Annotated in this window: 17 protein-coding genes; 12 read left to right on the forward strand and 5 right to left on the reverse strand. The window is 58.9% G+C overall.

Annotation, left to right across the window (positions count from 1 at the left end; all coding sequences use genetic code 11):
• Positions 1 to 86 precede the first annotated feature (86 nt).
• From RD1_RS02790 to RD1_RS02820, 7 genes are all read left to right on the forward strand, one after another.
• Positions 87 to 2,522 carry a GcvT family protein gene (locus RD1_RS02790; RefSeq protein ID WP_011566929.1) on the forward strand — a complete coding sequence of 812 codons (2,436 nt, stop codon included), beginning with the start codon at positions 87 to 89 and terminating at the stop codon, positions 2,520 to 2,522.
• A gap of 160 nt (positions 2,523 to 2,682) precedes the next feature.
• Positions 2,683 to 3,438, forward strand: a complete 756-nt coding sequence (locus RD1_RS02795; RefSeq protein WP_011566931.1) for a class II aldolase and adducin N-terminal domain-containing protein — start codon at positions 2,683 to 2,685, stop codon at positions 3,436 to 3,438.
• Positions 3,428 to 4,417: a sterol desaturase family protein gene (locus RD1_RS02800; RefSeq protein ID WP_011566932.1), complete on the forward strand. Its 990-nt coding sequence runs from the start codon at positions 3,428 to 3,430 to the stop codon at positions 4,415 to 4,417. Before RD1_RS02795 ends, RD1_RS02800 begins: the two co-directional genes overlap by 11 nt.
• Before the next feature lie 105 nt (positions 4,418 to 4,522).
• Positions 4,523 to 5,686, forward strand: coding sequence for an acyl-CoA dehydrogenase family protein (locus tag RD1_RS02805; protein ID WP_011566933.1), 1,164 nt, complete (start codon positions 4,523 to 4,525; stop codon positions 5,684 to 5,686).
• Between the two features lie 5 nt (positions 5,687 to 5,691).
• Positions 5,692 to 7,779, forward strand: a complete 2,088-nt coding sequence (locus RD1_RS02810; protein WP_050759046.1) for an acetate--CoA ligase family protein — start codon at positions 5,692 to 5,694, stop codon at positions 7,777 to 7,779.
• On the forward strand, positions 7,766 to 8,545 hold the full coding sequence (locus tag RD1_RS02815; RefSeq protein ID WP_011566935.1) for a carnitinyl-CoA dehydratase: 780 nt from the start codon (positions 7,766 to 7,768) through the stop codon (positions 8,543 to 8,545). Before RD1_RS02810 ends, RD1_RS02815 begins: the two co-directional genes overlap by 14 nt.
• A gap of 39 nt (positions 8,546 to 8,584) precedes the next feature.
• The gene (locus RD1_RS02820; RefSeq protein WP_011566936.1) at positions 8,585 to 9,430 is read left to right on the forward strand and encodes an SDR family oxidoreductase; all 846 of its coding nucleotides are present in this window, start codon (positions 8,585 to 8,587) and stop codon (positions 9,428 to 9,430) included.
• A 117-nt stretch (positions 9,431 to 9,547) separates the two neighbouring features.
• Here the strand turns inward: RD1_RS02820 and RD1_RS02825 are convergent, their stop codons facing one another.
• Complete coding sequence (locus tag RD1_RS02825) at positions 9,548 to 10,174, reverse strand: VPLPA-CTERM sorting domain-containing protein (RefSeq protein ID WP_245897173.1); 627 nt, start codon at positions 10,172 to 10,174, stop codon at positions 9,548 to 9,550.
• 279 nt (positions 10,175 to 10,453) lie between these two features.
• Positions 10,454 to 11,860: a 3-isopropylmalate dehydratase large subunit gene (leuC, locus tag RD1_RS02830; RefSeq protein ID WP_011566938.1), complete on the reverse strand. Its 1,407-nt coding sequence runs from the start codon at positions 11,858 to 11,860 to the stop codon at positions 10,454 to 10,456.
• A gap of 269 nt (positions 11,861 to 12,129) precedes the next feature.
• Between leuC and RD1_RS02835 the strand changes: the two genes are divergently transcribed.
• The 4 genes from RD1_RS02835 (at position 12,130) to rlmH (ending at position 15,233) form a co-directional block, all read left to right on the forward strand.
• Positions 12,130 to 13,410 (forward strand): mechanosensitive ion channel family protein, encoded by a 1,281-nt coding sequence (locus tag RD1_RS02835; protein ID WP_245897174.1) that lies wholly within the window; start codon positions 12,130 to 12,132, stop codon positions 13,408 to 13,410.
• A 71-nt stretch (positions 13,411 to 13,481) separates the two neighbouring features.
• The gene (locus RD1_RS02840; protein ID WP_011566941.1) at positions 13,482 to 14,222 is read left to right on the forward strand and encodes a hypothetical protein; all 741 of its coding nucleotides are present in this window, start codon (positions 13,482 to 13,484) and stop codon (positions 14,220 to 14,222) included.
• A 156-nt stretch (positions 14,223 to 14,378) separates the two neighbouring features.
• A complete protein-coding gene (gene rsfS, locus RD1_RS02845) occupies positions 14,379 to 14,747 on the forward strand; it encodes a ribosome silencing factor (RefSeq protein ID WP_011566942.1) in 369 nt (122 codons plus the stop codon).
• 15 nt (positions 14,748 to 14,762) lie between these two features.
• On the forward strand, positions 14,763 to 15,233 hold the full coding sequence (rlmH, locus tag RD1_RS02850) for a 23S rRNA (pseudouridine(1915)-N(3))-methyltransferase RlmH (protein WP_011566943.1): 471 nt from the start codon (positions 14,763 to 14,765) through the stop codon (positions 15,231 to 15,233).
• 20 nt (positions 15,234 to 15,253) lie between these two features.
• On the opposite strand, the gene RD1_RS02855 is transcribed toward rlmH, so the two are convergent.
• From RD1_RS02855 to RD1_RS02865, 3 genes are all read right to left on the reverse strand, one after another.
• A complete protein-coding gene (locus tag RD1_RS02855; RefSeq protein WP_011566944.1) occupies positions 15,254 to 15,838 on the reverse strand; it encodes a hypothetical protein in 585 nt (194 codons plus the stop codon).
• A gap of 99 nt (positions 15,839 to 15,937) precedes the next feature.
• Positions 15,938 to 16,294: a hypothetical protein gene (locus RD1_RS02860; RefSeq protein WP_245897176.1), complete on the reverse strand. Its 357-nt coding sequence runs from the start codon at positions 16,292 to 16,294 to the stop codon at positions 15,938 to 15,940.
• 30 nt (positions 16,295 to 16,324) lie between these two features.
• A complete protein-coding gene (locus tag RD1_RS02865; RefSeq protein WP_253186784.1) occupies positions 16,325 to 17,035 on the reverse strand; it encodes a DUF599 domain-containing protein in 711 nt (236 codons plus the stop codon).
• 67 nt (positions 17,036 to 17,102) lie between these two features.
• On the opposite strand from RD1_RS02865, the gene RD1_RS02870 reads away from it, so the two are divergent.
• On the forward strand, positions 17,103 to 18,551 hold the full coding sequence (locus RD1_RS02870) for an FAD-linked oxidase C-terminal domain-containing protein (RefSeq protein ID WP_044033313.1): 1,449 nt from the start codon (positions 17,103 to 17,105) through the stop codon (positions 18,549 to 18,551).
• The last annotated feature ends 14 nt before the right edge of the window (positions 18,552 to 18,565 follow it).

Below are 18,565 nucleotides of genomic sequence, written 5' to 3' on the forward strand. Positions count from 1 at the left end.
CCAGACATATAAGAATGAAAACCGGAATCCTGCGCGGCGAGGAGGAGCACTTGCTTGCCAGCGCATTGTTTCCTTGGGGGGCGGACATGAAATCACGCACGAAGGTTGCGGTCATCGGCGGTGGTATAGCCGGGTGCTCAACGCTTTATCACCTGACCGAAGAGGGTTGGTCAGACGTGGTTCTGATCGAACGGGACGAGTTGACCTCGGGCACCACATGGCACTCAGCGGCGCAGGTGACGAACTTCGGGATGAACCAGACGATGGTGGGTCTCAAGACCCATTCGATCCGGCTCTACAAGAAACTGCGTGATGATCCCGACTATCCTGTTGGCTATCACCACGGCGACGGCGGCATCCGGCTGGCCAATACGCCCGAACAAATGCAGGCCTACAGGCATTTCGCATCCATGGCGCGGGGCATGGGAACCGACTTTGAGGTGATTGATGCCAGAGAATGCGCCCGCCGCCATCCGCTGATCTCAACGGACAACCTGCTGGGCGGTCTGTGGGATGGTGAAGATGGCGATATTGATCCGGCCCAGTTGTGTCAGGCACTGGCCTTTCACGCACGCAAGGCCGGCGCGGAGGTCTACCGCCATACCAACGTCACGGCGCTGACGCAGCATGCAGATGACACCTGGACGGTCGAGACGGACAAAGGCCGGATTGATGCCGATATCGTTGTGAACGCCTGCGGCTACCGTGTGAACGAGGTTGGCAGTATGATGGGCGTGCATCACCCTGTCGCCTCGATGGAGCATCAGTATTTCGTTACCGAAGACATCCCCGCGATAGTCGAGGCGGGGCACCGAATGCCTCTGCTGCGCTGCCCGATCTCTGACTATTATGCGCGCCAGGAAAAGAACGGCCTCCTGGTGGGTTTTTACGAACAGGATTGCAAGACATGGGGCATGGACGGGATCAGCCCGAGCTTTGCCAATGACCTGTGCCCGGATGATCTTGACCGTGTGATGGACGTGCTGGAGGGAGCGTTTGAACGCATGCCTGCCTTGTCTGAAGTGGGCATCAAGCGGGTGGTGAACGGCCCGATCACCTATACCATCGACGGCGCGCCACTTGTCGGTCCGATCCCCGGCAAACGCAATGCCTACTGTATCATCGGCTTGCGCGCAGGTGTCGGCGAAGGCGGTGGCCATGGCTGGCTGCTCGCGCAACAGATCGTGCACGGTGAGGCGGAGTATGACACTTGGGTCCTTGATCCGCGTCGCTTCACCGGTCACGCAAATGTCGAACTGACAGCACTCAAGGCGATCGAGGACTATCAGAACGAGTTCCGCTTCCATTTCCCGCATGAACATCGCCCGGCTGGCCGCAATGCCAAGACGACCCCGCTCACGCCTGTCATGGCCGCTGAGGGTGCCGCCTTCACCGTCGTCAATGGCTGGGAGCGGGTCGATTACATCAAGCCCGCACCGGATTTCCACCCGTCGCTGAGCTTCAATTTTGACGAAACCTTTGATGTCATTGGCGACGAAGTCCGCAATGTGCAGCAGAATGTCGGCCTCTGTGAGGTCAATGGCTTCAACCGGTTTGAGATCACCGGCACGGATCGACACAGCTTCCTGGATCGGATGTTCTGCGGTGCGGTGCGCAGAAAGGACGGCCGCGTCGGCCTAGGCTACATGCTGAACCATCACGGGAAGATCAAGGCCGAGGCGACCATCGCCAATATCCCCGCTTCTGACAGGGGACCTGCGCGGCTTTGGTATGGCTCGGCTGCGGCGTCCGAGTATCATGATATGGACTGGCTGACCCGGCATGTGCAGCCGGACGAAGACGTGCAGATCCGCAGTCTGACCAATGATCAGACGGTGCTCGTACTGGCCGGTCCCAAGGCGCGTGACGTGCTGTCAGCCTGTTCGCGCGGCGATTGGTCCAAAGCGGCCTTCCCTTGGTTGTCGGTGCGCGAAGCTTTTGTCGGCTTCTCTCCTGTCACCGTTCTGGGCGTCAGCTTTTCCGGCGAGCTTGCCTATGAAATCCACGTACCGAACGCGTCGCTTTATGCCGTCTATCTTGCGTTGCGGGAGGCTGGACAGGCACATTGTCTCACGCTCTTTGGCGCGCGCGCGGTTGACTCGATGCGAATGGAAAAAGGCTTCCTGCACTGGAAAGCCGAACTGCTTACCGAATTTGATCCGTTTGAAACGGGGCTGGACAGGTTCGTGAAACCCGAAAAAAGACCGTTCATCGGTCAGCAGGCCTTGCAAAAGCGCATGGCAAACGGGCCGATCCGCAAACTTGTGACCCTCAAGATCGACTGCACCACGGCACCGGCGCACGGTGGCGCTTCATTGATGCAGGACGGTGCGGTGGTGGGTACGATCACATCGGGCGCGTGGGGATACCGCGTCGGTTTGAACCTCGCCTATGCCTTTGTCATTCCGGAAATGGCCGAAATTGGCCGCGCCATGCAATTGGACCTCTGCGGCGAACTGGTGTCAGCAGAGGTCATTGCGCCGTCACCCTATGATCCTGAACACGCACGGATGCAGGCGTGAACCACGCCGCGGCCCTCAAGGCGCGCATGCCCTTGCCGCAGCGGTGAAACGCTGACGCGCAACGTTTTCCATCTCACAAAAAGTGCATCGACGTCGTTTTTTTGTTGGTCAATGATGCCAAGGATGTGGTCTGCTTTGAGCGACAAAACAGGAGAGTCGTATGTCCGTAACCGAGATACGCCCGAATATGGAAAACTGGCAGGAACGCGTGGACCTTGCCGCCGCGTTTCGCTGGACGGCCCGGTTGAACATGCATGAGGCGGTCGCCAATCACTTCAGCCTTGCCATCAATGACGACGGTACACAGTTTCTGATGAATCCCAACCAGATGCATTTTTCCCGCATCAAGGCATCGGACCTGATCGTGGTTGATGCCAATGATCCTGATACCCTTTCGGGGCCGGATGCGCCTGATCCCACGGCATGGGGCTTGCATGGTGGGTTGCACCGGCATTGCCCGCATGCGCGCTGCGCGATGCATGTGCATTCACCCTATGCCACGGCGCTTGCCAGTCTGGCCGACAGTCGCCTGCCGCCCGTGGATCAGAACGCCTGCATGTTCTTTGATCGCGTCGTGATTGATGAAAACTACGGCGGGCTGGCCTTTGAGGAAGAGGGCGTGCGCTGTGCGCAGCTGTTTGATGACCCAAGGAAAAAGGTCATGGTCATGGGCAATCACGGCATCATGGTGATCGGTGACACGGTGGCCGATACCTTTAACCGGATGTTCTATTTCGAACGGGCCTGCCAGACCTATCTGCTTGCCTTGCAAACCGGGCGGCCGTTGCGGGTGCTGCCCGATGATGTCGCAGAAAAGACCGCGCGCGAGATCGAAGATTACCCCGAACAGGATCTGCGGCATCTGGCCGAACTCAAGGCCATTCTGGATGAAGAAGGCGCCACCTATGCCCAATGACGCTGAGACGCGCGAGGCGGGGCGGTGGAATTATCGCCCGCCCGTACCGCTGGCGCAGAATCCGCTGTTTCAATGGCCCCCCAAACCCGCAGCCATCTTTCGCTGGTACGCCGCGTTCTGGCTTGAAGTGTCGACCACGACGCTCTGTCTGGTTTTTGCACTGATCGCCTATTTCCTCGTCCTGCCGGATCTGGCCGAGATGCAGGTGCTGGCATGGGGTTGGGTCTCACAGGTCTGGCTTGCCAATCTGATCCCGCAGGTCATTTGCGCGGGCACGCTGCATTATTGGCTGATCATGCGCAAAGGACAGGGTGATAAAACCAAATACGACCCGCGCGATCAGGCGCGCGACAACGGGACGTTCACCTTCGGCAATCAGGTCCATGACAATATGTTCTGGCATATTGCCAGCGGCATCACCCTCTGGACCGCGGCGCAGGTGCTGGTGTTCTGGGGGATGGCGAATGGCTATGCGCCCGCCATGCTGTTTCCGGGCAACCCGCTGTGGTTTGTTGCGTTTTTCGTGCTGATCCCGATCTGGTCGAGCTTTCATTTTTACTGGATACACCGCGCGCTACACTGGCCGCCGCTCTATAAACTGGCCCATTCCCTGCACCACCGTAACGTCAATGTCGGGCCGTGGTCCGGGATTTCGATGCACCCGGTCGAACATCTGCTGTTTTACACAAACTTCCTGATCCATTTCGTCGTGCCCAGCCATCCGTTGCACGTTCTTTTTCATGGTTATGTTCAATCGACGCATCCTGTCTTTTCCCATTCCGGGTTTGAGGAAATCGTGGTGAACGACAAACGTCGGGCCAAGGCCGGGGTGTTCTTTCACCAGCTGCATCACCGGTATTTTGAATGTAACTATGGCACGGTTGAGATGCCCTGGGACCGTTGGTTTGGCAGTTATCATGACGGATCCGCGCAAGCGACGGATGACACGCGGGCGCGCAAAAAGCAGATGTATACCTGATGGCACCGGTATTTTACGAGGACTTGAAACGCTGGACCAGCACACGCCGGTTGGGAAGAAGGGCAAGCTGTCGCCCGTTCCTTTCCCAATCAAAAGACACATATCATGACAACTTACGGCTTAACCGAAGAACATACGATGATTGCGGAGTCCGTCCGCAGCTTTGTTGAAAAAGAGATCTACCCCCACGAGGAACTGGTCGAGCGGACAGGCGAAGTGCCTGCAGAGATTGCGGATGAGATCAAACGCAAAACCATTGATCTGGGCTTTTACGCCTGCAATTTTCCGGAAAGTGTGGGTTGTGCCGGGCTGAACCATCTTGAATTTGCGCTTGTCGAGCGTGAATTGGGGCGCGGCTCCATGGCGCTGACGCATTTCTTTGGCCGTCCGCAGAATATCCTGATGGCCTGTGAAGGGGATCAGATCGAACGCTATCTCATGCCCGCCGTGCGCGGTGAGCGGATGGACGCGCTGGCCATGACCGAACCGGGTGCGGGATCGGATGTGCGCGGCATGAAATGTGCTGCGGTGCGGAAAGGTGGTGACTGGGTCGTGAATGGCACCAAGCATTTCATCTCGGGCGCGGATCATGCGGATTTCATCATCGTATTCATCGCAACTGGCGAAGATCAGACGCCCAAGGGTCCCAAAAAGCGGATCACAGCGTTTCTGGTGGATCGCGGCACGCCGGGTTTCACCATCCGCGACGGGTATAAATCCGTCAGCCACAGGGGGTACAAAAACATGATCCTCGACTTCGATGATTGCCGCCTTTCGGATGCGCAGGTTCTGGGCGAAGTTGATGGCGGTTTCGAGGTCATGAACACCTGGCTTTACGCGACCCGTATTACGGTGGCCACAATGTCGGTGGGGCGGGCGCGGCGTGTCTTTGATTATGCGCTGAACTATGCGGCGGAACGGGAACAGTTCGGACAAAAGATCGGTAAATTTCAGGGCGTGAGTTTCCAACTGGCCGATATGGTGACCGAGATTGATGCGGCAGACCTGCTGACGCTGGCCGCTGCGGATCGGCTGGACAAGGACCTGCCTGCAAACCGCGAGATCGCGTCGGCCAAGCTATATGCTTCGGAGATGCTGGCGCGGGTCACCGATGCGGCGGTCCAGATTCATGGGGGCATGGGCCTGATGGATGACTACCCGCTGGAACGGTTCTGGCGGGATGCCCGGGTTGAACGGATCTGGGACGGGACGTCTGAAATCCAGCGCCACATTATCAGCCGTGATCTGCTGCGCGCTTTGGGGGCCTAGCGGCGATGTCGCCCCTTGAAAGCAGCAGGGTCAAAAAAGGCGCAACGCGCGATCTGTCGCGCTTGCTGCGACCCCGGTCCATCGCGGTTGTCGGCGGTGGATATTGGTGCCAGCAAGTCGTGCGCCAGTCCCGTGCGATGGGTTTTGCCGGGGATATCGCGCGCGTGCACCCCAAAGCGGATGTTGTCGAAGGGATCAGGGCGGTGGCGCATGTTCGCGACCTTTCCCATGTGCCTGATGCTGTATTTCTGGGGATAAACCGTCACAGCACGACAGAGGTTGTTGCAGAGCTCGCGGCGATGGGGGCAGGGGGTGCCGTTTGTTTCGCCTCGGGCTTTGCTGAAGCAGATGCCGAGGATCCCGCAAGTGCAGATTTGCAAGCAGACCTTGTGGCAGCGGCGGGTGACATGCCCATTCTCGGGCCGAACTGCTATGGTTTTGTGAATGCGGTGGATGGCGCACTGCTCTGGCCTGATCAACAGGGGTGTAGTCGCGTTGATCGCGGCGTCGCGATCCTGACGCAAAGCTCCAATATTGCGATCAATCTGACGATGCAGCGGCGCGCCCTGCCCATTGCCTATACGGTGACCTGCGGGAACATGGCGCAGACCTCGCAGGCAGAAATCGCCATGGCCTTGCTGGATGATCCGCGCGTCACGGCGCTGGGTCTGCATGTGGAGGGGTTTGGAGACACGCACCAGTGGCATGCATTGGCGATCAAAGCGTTTGAAAAATCCGTGCCCATCATAGTGCTCAAGATCGGGGTGTCCGATCAGGCGCAGCAGGCGACCGTGTCCCATACCGCGTCCCTCGCTGGGAGTGACGCAGGGGCTTGCGCGTTTCTGCGCTATCTTGGCATCGCGCGGGTGCAGGATTTGCCGACCTTTCTGGAAACCCTCAAACTGCTGCACTGCCACGGGGTTCTGCCGGGCAGCAGGCTCGCTTCCATCAGTTGCTCGGGCGGTGAAGCGTCCCTTGTCGCGGATATGGCAGCTGAGCACGCCGTTTCGTTCCCCGCGTTAAACGATGCACAAAGGATCACCTTGTCCGACGTACTGGGGCCGATGGTCTCGCTCTCCAACCCATTGGATTATCACACACATATCTGGGGGGATGCGCATAAGATGGCGGCCGCGTGGTTGCCCATGGCCGCCCCGCATATTGATCTGGTGATGATCATTCTGGACTATCCGCACACGGATGCGACCGCATGGGACTGTGCGACACAGGCGGCGATCGCTGTGCACCAACGCAGTGGGCGGCCTGTGGCTGTGGTCGCGACACTGCCTGAATTGTTGCCAACGGATGTGGCGACATGTCTGATGGCGGCGGGGGTGACGCCCTTGCATGGTTTGCGCGAAGCGCTCGGCGCGGTTGAGGCTGCGGCGGGGTGCAGCGCTGCGCAGGACGCCCCTCCTTTGCGCGCCGGATCCAGCGGCAAAACCGAAATGCTGTCAGAGGCGGAGGCCAAACAGAGCCTTGCGCGATTTGGCATCCCTGTCCCGCGTGGGCTTGTTGTGAAACGGGCTGATCTCGAAGGCGCGGCAACTGCGCTCGACGCGCCCTTGGTCCTCAAGGCCATGGGGCTGGCGCATAAATCCGAGGCCGGCGCGCTCAGGCTGAATGTACAGGCGGAAACCCTCGCCACGGCGGCGCGAGACATGCCCGGCGACCGGTTTCTCGTTGAGGAAATGGTCACGGGCACCGTTGCGGAACTGTTGATCGGTGTGACGCGCGACGCCGCACATGGGTTTGTGCTGACCCTTGCGGCGGGCGGTGTATTGACCGAACTGTGGGGCGATCAAAGATCATTGCTGATCCCGGCGTCGCGGGTGGATGTGGCGGACGCTTTGGCCGGGCTGCGGGCCTATCCCTTGCTGTGCGGCTATCGCGGTGCCGCGCCAGCTTGCCTGCCTGCGGTCATCGACGCGGTGATGGGCCTGCAGGATTACGTTATGGACAACGCCGACCACGTGCATGAGGTTGAAATCAACCCGCTGATGTGCACCCCCGACGCAGCTATCGCGGCGGATGCCCTTATCACACGGCTAATTCCCCAATTCCCGGCAGGAGAGCGACATGGACCCGATTAAAACCCGTCAGCAAGGCATGATTCTTGAAGTCACGCTGGACCGACCCAAGGCCAATGCGATTGATCTGGCAACCTCGCGCGTGATGGGAGAGGTCTTTGCCAGCTTCAGAGATGACCCTGATCTGCGCGTGGCGATCCTGACCGGGGCGGGTGAAAAGTTCTTTTGCCCGGGCTGGGATCTCAAGGCTGCGGCAGAGGGCGATGCGGTTGATGGCGATTATGGTGTCGGTGGTTTTGGCGGCCTGCAGGAATTGCGCGCGATGAACAAGCCGGTGATTGCAGCCGTCAACGGCATTGCCTGCGGGGGCGGACTGGAACTGGCCCTGAGCGCGGATATGATTCTGGCCGCTGATCACGCCAGCTTTGCCCTGCCTGAAATCCGCTCTGGCACGATTGCGGATGCGGCTTCGATCAAGCTTCCCAAACGTATCCCCTACCACATCGCCATGGAACTTTTGCTGACCGGGCGCTGGTTCGACCCGCAAGAAGCCAAAGGCTGGGGGCTGGTCAATGAAATCCTGCCCGCCGCTGATCTGTTGCCCCGCGCTTGGGAGTTGGCGGAGTTGCTGGCCTCCGGCCCGCCACTGGTCTACGCCGCAATCAAAGAGGTGGTCCGAGAGGCAGAGGACGCCAAATTTCAGGACATCATGAACCGGATCACCAAGCGGCAGCTTGAAACCATCGACGTGCTCTATAGTTCCGAGGACCAGCTTGAGGGCGCGACCGCTTTTGCGGAGAAACGCGACCCGGTCTGGAAAGGACGGTAGGGGGTTGTCTCTGGCGGGGCGAGGCGTCACGTTGCGCCTATGACGCAGAACACTCTTTTGTCACTCGGGCATGGCTTTAGCGCGCGGGCCCTTGCCACCCGGTTGATCCCGGCGGGCTGGCGGGTGATTGGCACAACGCGCAGCGCAGACAAAGCCGCTGAGATTGCGCAGACCGGCGTTGAGCCGCTGATCTGGCCCGGCGCGGATGCGGAGACGGTCTTGCAGGACGCGACGGCGCTGCTGATCTCTGCCGGGCCTGACAAGGACGGCGATCCGGTGTTGCGACAGTTGCACGCGCAAATTGCATCCCACGCCAAGCAATTTCAGTGGGTCGGGTATTTGTCGACGACGGGTGTTTATGGCGATCATGGTGGCGATTGGGTAGATGAGGACACACCGCTGACGCCATCGACCGCGCGCGGACAGGCGCGGGTGGAGGCCGAGGCCGCATGGCAGGCGATCCCCGGATTGCCCTTACATATCTTTCGGCTGGCGGGCATCTACGGTCCGGGGCGCGGCCCGTTTTCCAAAGTGCGCGCCGGCACCGCCCGGCGGATCATCAAAAAGGGTCAGGTTTTTTCCCGCACCCATGTCGACGATATTGCGCAGGTGCTTGAAGCCTCGATCCGGCAACCCCGCCCGGGTGCGATCTATAACGTCTGCGATGATAATCCTGCCCCGCCACAGGATGTGATCGGCCACGCCGCAGAGCTGTTGGGCCTGCCCCTGCCACCCGCGGTGGACTTTGAAACCGCAGATATGACGCCCATGGCGCGAAGTTTCTACGCCGAGAGCAAGAAGGTGCGCAATGATCTGATCAAGCGCGAATTGGGTGTCGTGCTGAAATATCCCGATTATCGTTCTGGTTTGAAGGCCATGTTGTAACGCTGGCGCGCCGCTACCGATTTGTCTTTGCGACTGCGCGTAACAAGGAAAAGACTGGTCGGAAACGAAAATGGCGACACCGAAGTGCCGCTATTCGAACCAAACCTGTTCAAACCATTACGATGATTTCTTGCGCCGCTTCATAGCTGCAAGACCGCCGATCCCGGCCAACAGCATGAACCCGGCAGCAGGCAGCGGGACCGGTGCAATATCAATCCGCATGGCCATATCATCAAAGTCGCGGTCGCCCGATGCAATGTCGTCGAACAACACGTAATAGGATGTCGCGCTGATCGCCTTGTAGCCAATGGCATAGTTTGCCGAGGCAGGGTTCGCGCCTGCGTTGTTGAAAATCTCTCCTGCGCTGGCCGTAGGAATCGTTGTGCCGAACGAGAATGCAACCAACCCGTCAATCAACTGGTTCACTGTTGCGGTTGCATTCACTGTGGAGGCGCCAGTGCCTTTGTTGGTGAACAGCGTTCCACCCACATTGGCAGAAAAATTTGTGTTCCCCGCCTCGAAGCCGAGATAGGTGAAGGTTACCTTAGCGGGTCCGCCTGTAATCGACAAACCGTTCGATGTTGATTTCTTGTCACCGGAAATAAAATCAATCGTTTGGCCATTAAGTCCAAGGCCAAGGTCATTTTTGGCGATAACCTGCGTTTGGTTGGTTCCAGTAAAACTGAATGATGCAGCATTGGCTGCGGAAATACTCAGTGTCAGAATAGCGGCGGTCGTCGCCATCAAGGTCTTAACGTTCATTGTAGTCACCTTTCACCAGTGGTTACTTGTAAAATGGACGACGCTCAAAAATGCGCCGCGTTATCAAGGTGGAAGTATTGCACTTTAAACTTTCTGGCAACGCTTTCTTAACTTTTGGCGCTGCCACGCTGCATTTTGCAATCCTTGCGGTTGCGTCCGGATGTAAAGCGACCTGAAGGTTGTGTTATTGATCTGTGGCATAAAAAAAGTCCGCCGATCCAAAGAACGACGGGCTGGTTTATTCAGAAGTCGGCCACCGGGTCACATCAGGTCGCGAACGTCCGTCAGGCGGCCTGTGATGGCGGCGGCGGCGGCCATGGCGGGGGACATCAGATGCGTGCGTCCGCCCCGGCCCTGACGGCCCTCGAAGTTGCGGTTTGATGTGGCCGCACAGCGCTCACCGGGTTGCAACTGATCGGGGTTCATCGCAAGGCACATGGAGCACCCGGCCAACCGCCATTCAAAACCGGCTTCCTTGAAGATATCCGCAAGCCCTTCCTCTTCGGCCTGCGCGCGCACGAGTCCGGAACCGGGCACGACCATCGCGCGCAACCCGTCCTTCTTCTTCTTGCCTTTCAGGATTTCGGCTGCGGCGCGCAAATCCTCGATGCGACCGTTCGTGCAGGACCCGATAAATACCGTGTCAATTTCAACCTCGGACAGTGGTGTGCCGGAGGTCAGCCCCATGTATTCAAGCGAGCGCTGCACGGCTCCGACCTTGCCGCCGGTGAAGTCCTCGGGCTTGGGCACGCTTGCGGTGATCGGCAGTACATCCTCCGGAGATGTGCCCCATGTGACCACGGGTGCAATGTCGTCTCCCTTGATGGTGATCACCTTGTCCCAATGCGCGTCATCATCCGAATAGAGCGTTTTCCACCATGACATGGCCGCTTCCCACTGTGCGCCTTTGGGCGCGTGCGGCCTGCCCATGCAGTATTCAAAGGTCTTTTCGTCCGGCGCGATGAGGCCTGCGCGCGCGCCGCCCTCAATGGCCATGTTGCACACGGTCATGCGACCTTCCATCGACAGATCGCGGATCGCTTCACCGCAGTATTCGATCACATAGCCGGTGCCACCGGCAGTCCCGGTATGGCCGATCACTGAAAGGGTGATGTCCTTGGCCGTGACACCCGGGCGCAGTTTGCCGGTAATCTCGACCTTCATGTTCTTGGATTTCTTCTGGATCAGCGTCTGCGTGGCCAGAACATGTTCGACCTCGGATGTGCCGATCCCATGCGCTAAAGCGCCAAAGGCCCCATGTGTCGCCGTGTGGCTGTCGCCGCACACCACAGTCATGCCGGGCAGGGTCCAGCCCTGTTCGGGACCAACGATGTGCACGATGCCCTGACGAATGTCGCTGACCGGGTAGTAATGGATGCCGAATTCCTTGGCATTGGTATCAAGGGCCGCAACCTGAATGCGGCTGTCTTCGGTCATGTTGTCGGCCTTCTCGCGCCCCAGCGTCGTGGGCACGTTGTGATCCGGAACGGCGATCGTCTTGTCGGGAGCGCGGACCGTGCGGCCCGTCATGCGCAAGCCTTCGAAAGCCTGCGGTGACGTCACCTCATGCACAAGGTGGCGGTCAATATACAGCAGGGTCGTGCCGTCATCGGCTTCATGTGCCACATGGGCATCCCAGATTTTATCGTAAAGTGTCTTGGGGGACATTGGTCCTCTCCCGTATTGTGGAAATGGTCAAACTCAACTGCGCGCTACGCGTGTAGGTGCGCCTTCGCAGCACGTATGAGGCACACAAAGCGGCCGGGCAGTCGTGCGTGATCCGATATGTCAAACAGCTGTTTCATTGCGTCGAACCGATAGCGTGAAATGCGCGCTTCATCAAGCCTTGGGAATTGCACATCGCCTTGTGAGTGTTTGGCCGATATGTAACCCTGCCCCTTATGGAAAACCAGTCGCAGGACTTTGATCGCGTTCTGATGTCAGTCGATGAGATCTGGCATCTGATCACCAGCTTTGGCGTCAGCATTATGAATCCGGGCTGGCGTCAAAACCAGATCATCATCCTGCTGGCACTTGTGGTTGTGGCCTGGGTCCTGCACCGCCTTTTGGGCCGCGAAATCGACCGCCGCGTGCGGGCGCGCGAGGGGTGGGAGAAATGGAAACTCCGGGTCATTGTTCAGATCAAGCGCCGTCTGGGCCTGATCTGTTTTGCGCTGATGGCCGGTCTTTTGTATCAGATCATGCAGCAGATCACCTGGCCCTCGCGCTCCTATTTGATCGGTCTGGCTGCAACGCTGGCGGTCGTCTGGGCGGTGATCAGTTTTCTCGGACGTTTTATCCAGAACCGTTTGCTGCGCCGGTTTGTGGTCTGGGGGATGTGGATCTATGCGACGCTGATCCTGATCGGCCTTGGCGATGAGGCATCGGGGTTTCTGGATGATGTCGGTCTGAACTTTGGCGATTACCGTATTTCACTGCTTTCCGTGCTCTCTGCGGCCGTGGTGGTTGGCGTGCTGTTCACCGGCGCGCGGTTCATCAGCCGCACCACCGCATCGCGCATCCGCAGCAACGAAGACATCAGCCCCTCCATGCAGGTGCTTGTGGTCAAGGCGGTGCAGGTCATCTTCTACGGGCTTGCGTTTTTCATGGGGATCAATGCGCTGGGTCTGGACCTCACCGGGCTGGCGGTGCTGTCCGGTGCCATTGGTGTGGGGCTGGGGTTCGGTCTGCAAAAGGTCGTCTCCAACCTCGTGTCGGGTGTGATCATCCTGCTCGACAAGTCGATCAAGCCCGGCGATGTGATCAGCCTTGGCGAAACATTCGGCTGGATCAACAGTCTGGGCGCGCGCTACGTCAGCGTGGTGACACGGGACGGGCGCGAATACTTGATCCCGAATGAGGATCTGATCACCGGGCAGGTGGTGAACTGGTCCCACTCGGATGAATATGTCCGGCTCGATATCTTTTTCGGCACCTCCTACGGCTGCGATCCGCATGTGGTGCGCAAACTGGCGGTCGAGGCGGCCAGCGGCGTGGCCCGTGTTCTGGGGCCACCCAAGACGCCCGTGTGTCATATCGTCGGGTTTGGCGACAGTTCGGTTGATTACATTCTCAGGTTCTGGATCAGGGACCCGACCGGCGGGCTCACCAACATCCGCGGCGGGGTTTATCTGGCGCTCTGGGATATTTTCAAGGCGAACAACATCTCCATCCCCTTCCCTCAGCGCGAGGTTCGGGTTCTTGAGGAACAGGATTAAGGCAAGACCGTCTTGCCACCGCCTGATCCGGGGCTAACTTCTGCACTTCCCAACGGCAGACGGCGACGGTTATGGCGCGACAGACAGACATCGTATTGATCCTCGGCAGCGGGCCCAACGCACCACAGGCCGAGGCGTGGCCGCGCGGCTGGTTCGACCGGATTGTTGCGATCAACAACGCATGGCGGATCAGAGAAGACTGGGACGATCTGGTCTTTCCAGAGGATTTTCCCGAGGACCGGCGACCACAAAGCATCCTGCCATCCCAGCGGTTTGTTCAGGCGGATCAATTCGTACCGGCGCAAAACGCCTATGGCGGTTTTGTCTATGCGGGCGGCACGATGGCTTTCACAACGGCCTATTGGGCCTTGCAGGCGCTGCGACCCAAGGTGATGGCGTTTCTGGGCTGTGACATGGTCTATCCTAAAGCTGGCCCGACCCATTTTTACGGAACAGGTGCCGCTGATCCGCTGCGCCCGGATATCACCCTGCAGGATTTAGGTGCAAAATCAGCGCGTTTGGGCATGTTTGCTGCGGCGCAGGGCTGTCGCTGCGTGAACCTGTCATCTGATCCGAGCAAGTTGATGTATCAGCGGGCAAACCCCGATGCGCTGCGCGACACTGTGTTGGGTTTGCCGGATGTCACAGGCATGGGCGCACTGCTGAAGCGCGAGGATGATCTGGGCTATTTCGTTGCCACGGGGCGCTATTGGGAAAGAGACTTCGGGTTTGATGCGCAGGGACTGGCAGCGCTTGATGCATCCTGGCGCGCGCTGTGGTCCGAGGGATCCGGCATTACATGCGCTGCGTAACAATGTGTTTCCCAAGCTGTTATTGAATTGTCGCAATCATATTGCTAGATTTGAGATACACCCAGCGACCGGGGTCTGGCGGCGCATCTTAAGGAGGACAATGTCCTGTCAATCCATGCTGATGCAGCAAAGGCTGCGCACACCGAGGCTGCGGTAATGTCTGCGGCAACCGACAATGCCACGAGCGAAAAACTTCTGGCGACAATCCTGACTTCCCTGAATGACGACAAGGCCGAAGATATCGTTCAGATTGATCTGCGCGGTAAGACGGAAATTGGCGACTACATGGTGATTTGTTCAGGCCGGTCGACCCGTCAGGTCGCCTCGATTTCCGAAAAGCTCGTGCAGACGATAAAGGATGATTTCGGGCGTGTCTCCAAGATCGAAGGCAAGGAAACCGGTGACTGGGTGCTGATCGACACGGGCGATGTCATCGTGCATGTCTTTCGTCCCGAAGTCCGGGAATTCTACCAGCTTGAAAAGATGTGGCAGCCCATGGGCGGCCCCGAAACGGCGGCAAACTGAGCCGACACGGCCTCGATGCGTATCCACATCATTGCGGTCGGGCGCTTGCGTGCCGGGCCTGAGAAAGATCTAATCGGCGATTACCTGACGCGTTTTGCGCGGTCGGGTCGCGCGCTTGGCCTGGGTCCCGCACGCGTTGTCGAAGTCGAGGACCGCAAGAACGGCGGTATGGGCAACGAAGCGGCGCTGCTGCGCCGTGCAATTCCAGATGGCGCGCTGATCGCGGTTCTTGATGAACGCGGGCGCGTCGAAAGCTCACCGGATTTTGCACAAAGACTGGCAGGCTGGCGGGATCAGGGCCGGGGTGATCTGGCCTTAGTGATCGGCGGGGCGGATGGGATCGACCCCGCATTGCGCGCCGAGGCAGATTTCGCGCTGTCATTGGGCAAGATGGTCTGGCCGCATATGCTGGTGCGCGTGATGCTGGCCGAACAATTGTATCGGGCAGCGTCAATTCTGGCCGGCGCGCCCTATCATCGTAACTGACAAGAGAGCCCGCGCTGTGTTTACAGCGCTTGATTTCCGGCCAGCTTTCGCTGTGTCGCCAGCGTACCACGGCCCATCACGCGCATGAGTTTGACGGCCTGATGGGTGGGTAAATCCAATGGTTGTACCCGGTCCAGCGTGACAACGACCGTCGTGCCGGACCATGCTGAAGGCGCGCCGGGAATGAAGAGAACGGCTTGCGTTTCATCCCGCTCCATCTCAAAGGCGATCTGGTCGTAGTCGTCGAATTTCGCAACCACGGGCTTCATAAGCGTTGCGACGTCCTTTGACCCGCTCATACTGCCCAGCATGCCCTTGAACACCGCATAGGTGGGCAGCACATCAATCAGCAGATCATCAATTCGGCGCACCCGCGCCTGCATGAATTGGCTGCGCGCGACCAGTCCCGCCAGATAACAGACCAGAAGGATCATGACGATTGCCAGAATATTCACCAAGGCAAGGCCACCGATCTGCGTGACCGGAATAAGCCGGTCAACCGGCGCGGCGACGAGCAGGCCAATCTGATAGACTTTGCCCAAAAGTATGGCGAGTACCGCAAGGGGTGCCAAAAACAGGATGCCGCCCAGAATAGTTGTTTTCACGATGTGTCCCTCATGTTCTGATTGACCGGGATGTGCACCGTTCTGTCCGACGCTTCAAGCCATGCGGTGATCACGCCGAAGCCCGCCGTAACGCTTTGCCTACCTGAGTGTCACGATTTGCGTATCCGGATTCCACCCGCCCGGTTTGTCCCGTGCCTGCACCTGCACCCGTTTGACCCCCTCCGGGATTCGCACGTTTGACAGCGAACGCGTGAAGGGTTGTTCTTCCACATGCGGGTGGGCAAGAACACGCACGCCCAGTTCCCTGCCTTCCATGTCCAGCACCCGCCAGGCATCCGCGTAGTGGTCCCAACCGGTGTCGGGGTGGGAAATCGTCACGCTGAACCGCCACGTTCCGTCGCTCGCCTGACGCGCGGCAACGTGATCAATCCTTGGCGGTTCTGCCAGTGCTGGCAAGGTTGAAAGCAGCAATGAGATGATGACGTATCGAATCATGTTGAGAACCCGGCTCATTCTGTTTCTGGGCTAAACATAGCCATCCAGCAGTATTTTGCGAGAATTGGATGCAAACTCGCGCCGCCAGACGACGATGAAGGTGACACAGGCCGCCAGCGCCAGTGCCAGTGGCCCCAAAAGCCACGCCGCAGAGGCGAGGGCAAAATAGATGGAACGCAACCCGCGGTTAAACCCTTTGGCTGCCGTGATGTTGATTTCTGCCGCTTGCGACGCGCGGTGATAAGCCTTGTCATCATCCGGATCGTTAGGAACCGCCGCCATCAGCACCGCGCAATACCCGAACAGCCGGTTTGACCAGACGAATTTCAGGAACGCATTCGTCAGGAACAGGGCCAGCATCACCAGTTTGATTTCCCAGACGATCGCCGGATAGTTCGCCGCTGTGATGTCTTCGGCAACCCCTGCGAGTTGATCCGCGTTGCCGATCAGGGCCAGAGTGCCACCCAGAGCGATCATACAGGTGGAGGCAAAAAACGCAGTTCCCTGCCGCAGGGCCGACAGGATCTGCGCATCAAAGACGCGGGGTTCGCGGGTGACCATCTGTTTCATCCATTCCTTGCGGTAACTCGCCATGAGCTGTGATGTCGAAGGTTTGGACTTGGGGGCGTGCTCTACCCAGAGGCCGATGATGAACCACAGGCCAAAGAGCAGCCCGACGGCGGCCATGTCAAAAACGGTAAACAGGGCAAAACGATCCATGATATCCATAGGCAGACGCATGGCAGGTAAGATAATTCTTGCCAATGGTCAAAATTGGTCATATTAATTTACCAAAAGGAGGATGTCGATGGAGATGCCTGTACCTGATGCCGCGATTCTGGCCCGCAAGGCGCGGCTGGTGGAGCGTCTGCAATCCGTGGTTCCAGCCGATGCGGTCATCCATGATCCGCACCAAACACGCGCTTACGAGTGTGACGCACTGACGGCGTATAAATGCCCGCCGATGGCTGTTGTGTTGCCGGCGTCCACCAAAGAGGTGTCGGATGTGCTGCGCATTTGTCACGAGGATGGCGTGCCCGTCGTGCCGCGCGGCTCTGGTACGTCTCTGGCCGGGGGGGCTTTGCCCACGGCGGATTGCGTGATCCTTGGCGTGGCGCGCATGAATGACGTGCTGGAAACGAATTATGACGACCGCTACATCCGCGTGGAATCGGGGCGCACGAACCTCAGCGTGACCGGCGCCGTGGAAGAAGACGGGTTCTTTTACGCGCCCGACCCTTCCAGCCAGTTGGCCTGTGCCATAGCGGGCAACATCGCGATGAATTCAGGCGGTGCGCATTGCCTGAAATATGGCGTGACCACCAACAACCTGATGGGCGTGACGCTCGTGATGATGGATGGCGAAATCGTCGAGGTGGGCGGCGCGCATATGGATTCGGCGGGTCTCGATCTGCTCGGTCTGATCTGTGGTTCCGAAGGGCAGTTGGGCGTCGTGACCGAAGCCACCCTGCGGATTTTGCCCAAACCCGAAGGCGCGCGACCCGTCCTTATGGGGTTTGACGACAGTGAGGTTGCGGGCGCCTGTGTCAGCGACATCATCAAGGCGGGCGTCCTGCCGGTTGCGATTGAATTCATGGACCGGCTGTGCATCGAGACGAGCGAAAATTTCGCACAGGCAGGCTATCCGATGTGCGAGGCGTTGCTGATCGTCGAGGTCGAAGGATCAGAGGCCGAGATCGACCATCAACTGGACCTCATCATGGAGATCGCGCGCCGCCATGACCCGGTCGAATTGCGCCAAAGCACCTCTGCGGAGGAAAGCGCGTTGATCTGGCTGGGGCGGAAATCCGCCTTTGGGGCCATCGGGCAAATCAACGATTACATGTGTCTGGATGGGACGATCCCGGTATCTTCGCTGCCTTTCGTCTTGCGCCGCATTGGCGAGATGTCCAAAGAGTTCGGCCTGCAGGTCGGCAATGTGTTTCATGCGGGGGACGGCAACATGCACCCGTTGATCCTGTTTGATGCCAACAAGCCGGGTGATCTGGAACGCTGCGAAGCGCTTGGCGCGGAAATCCTCAAGCTCTGTGTCGAAGCGGGCGGATGCCTGACCGGAGAACACGGTGTCGGGATCGAAAAGCGTGACCTGATGGAATACCAATTCGCGCCCGACGATCTGGAGGCGCAGATGGCCATCAAGGACGTGTTCGATGCCCAATGGCTGTTGAACCCGGCCAAAGTCTTTCCGCTTTCCGTTTCACAAAACCGTCGGATGCTTGCCATTGCGGCGCAGTAAGGCCCATGCGGGCG

The sequence above is a fragment of the Roseobacter denitrificans OCh 114 genome (assembly GCF_000014045.1).
Classification (GTDB): domain Bacteria; phylum Pseudomonadota; class Alphaproteobacteria; order Rhodobacterales; family Rhodobacteraceae; genus Roseobacter; species Roseobacter denitrificans.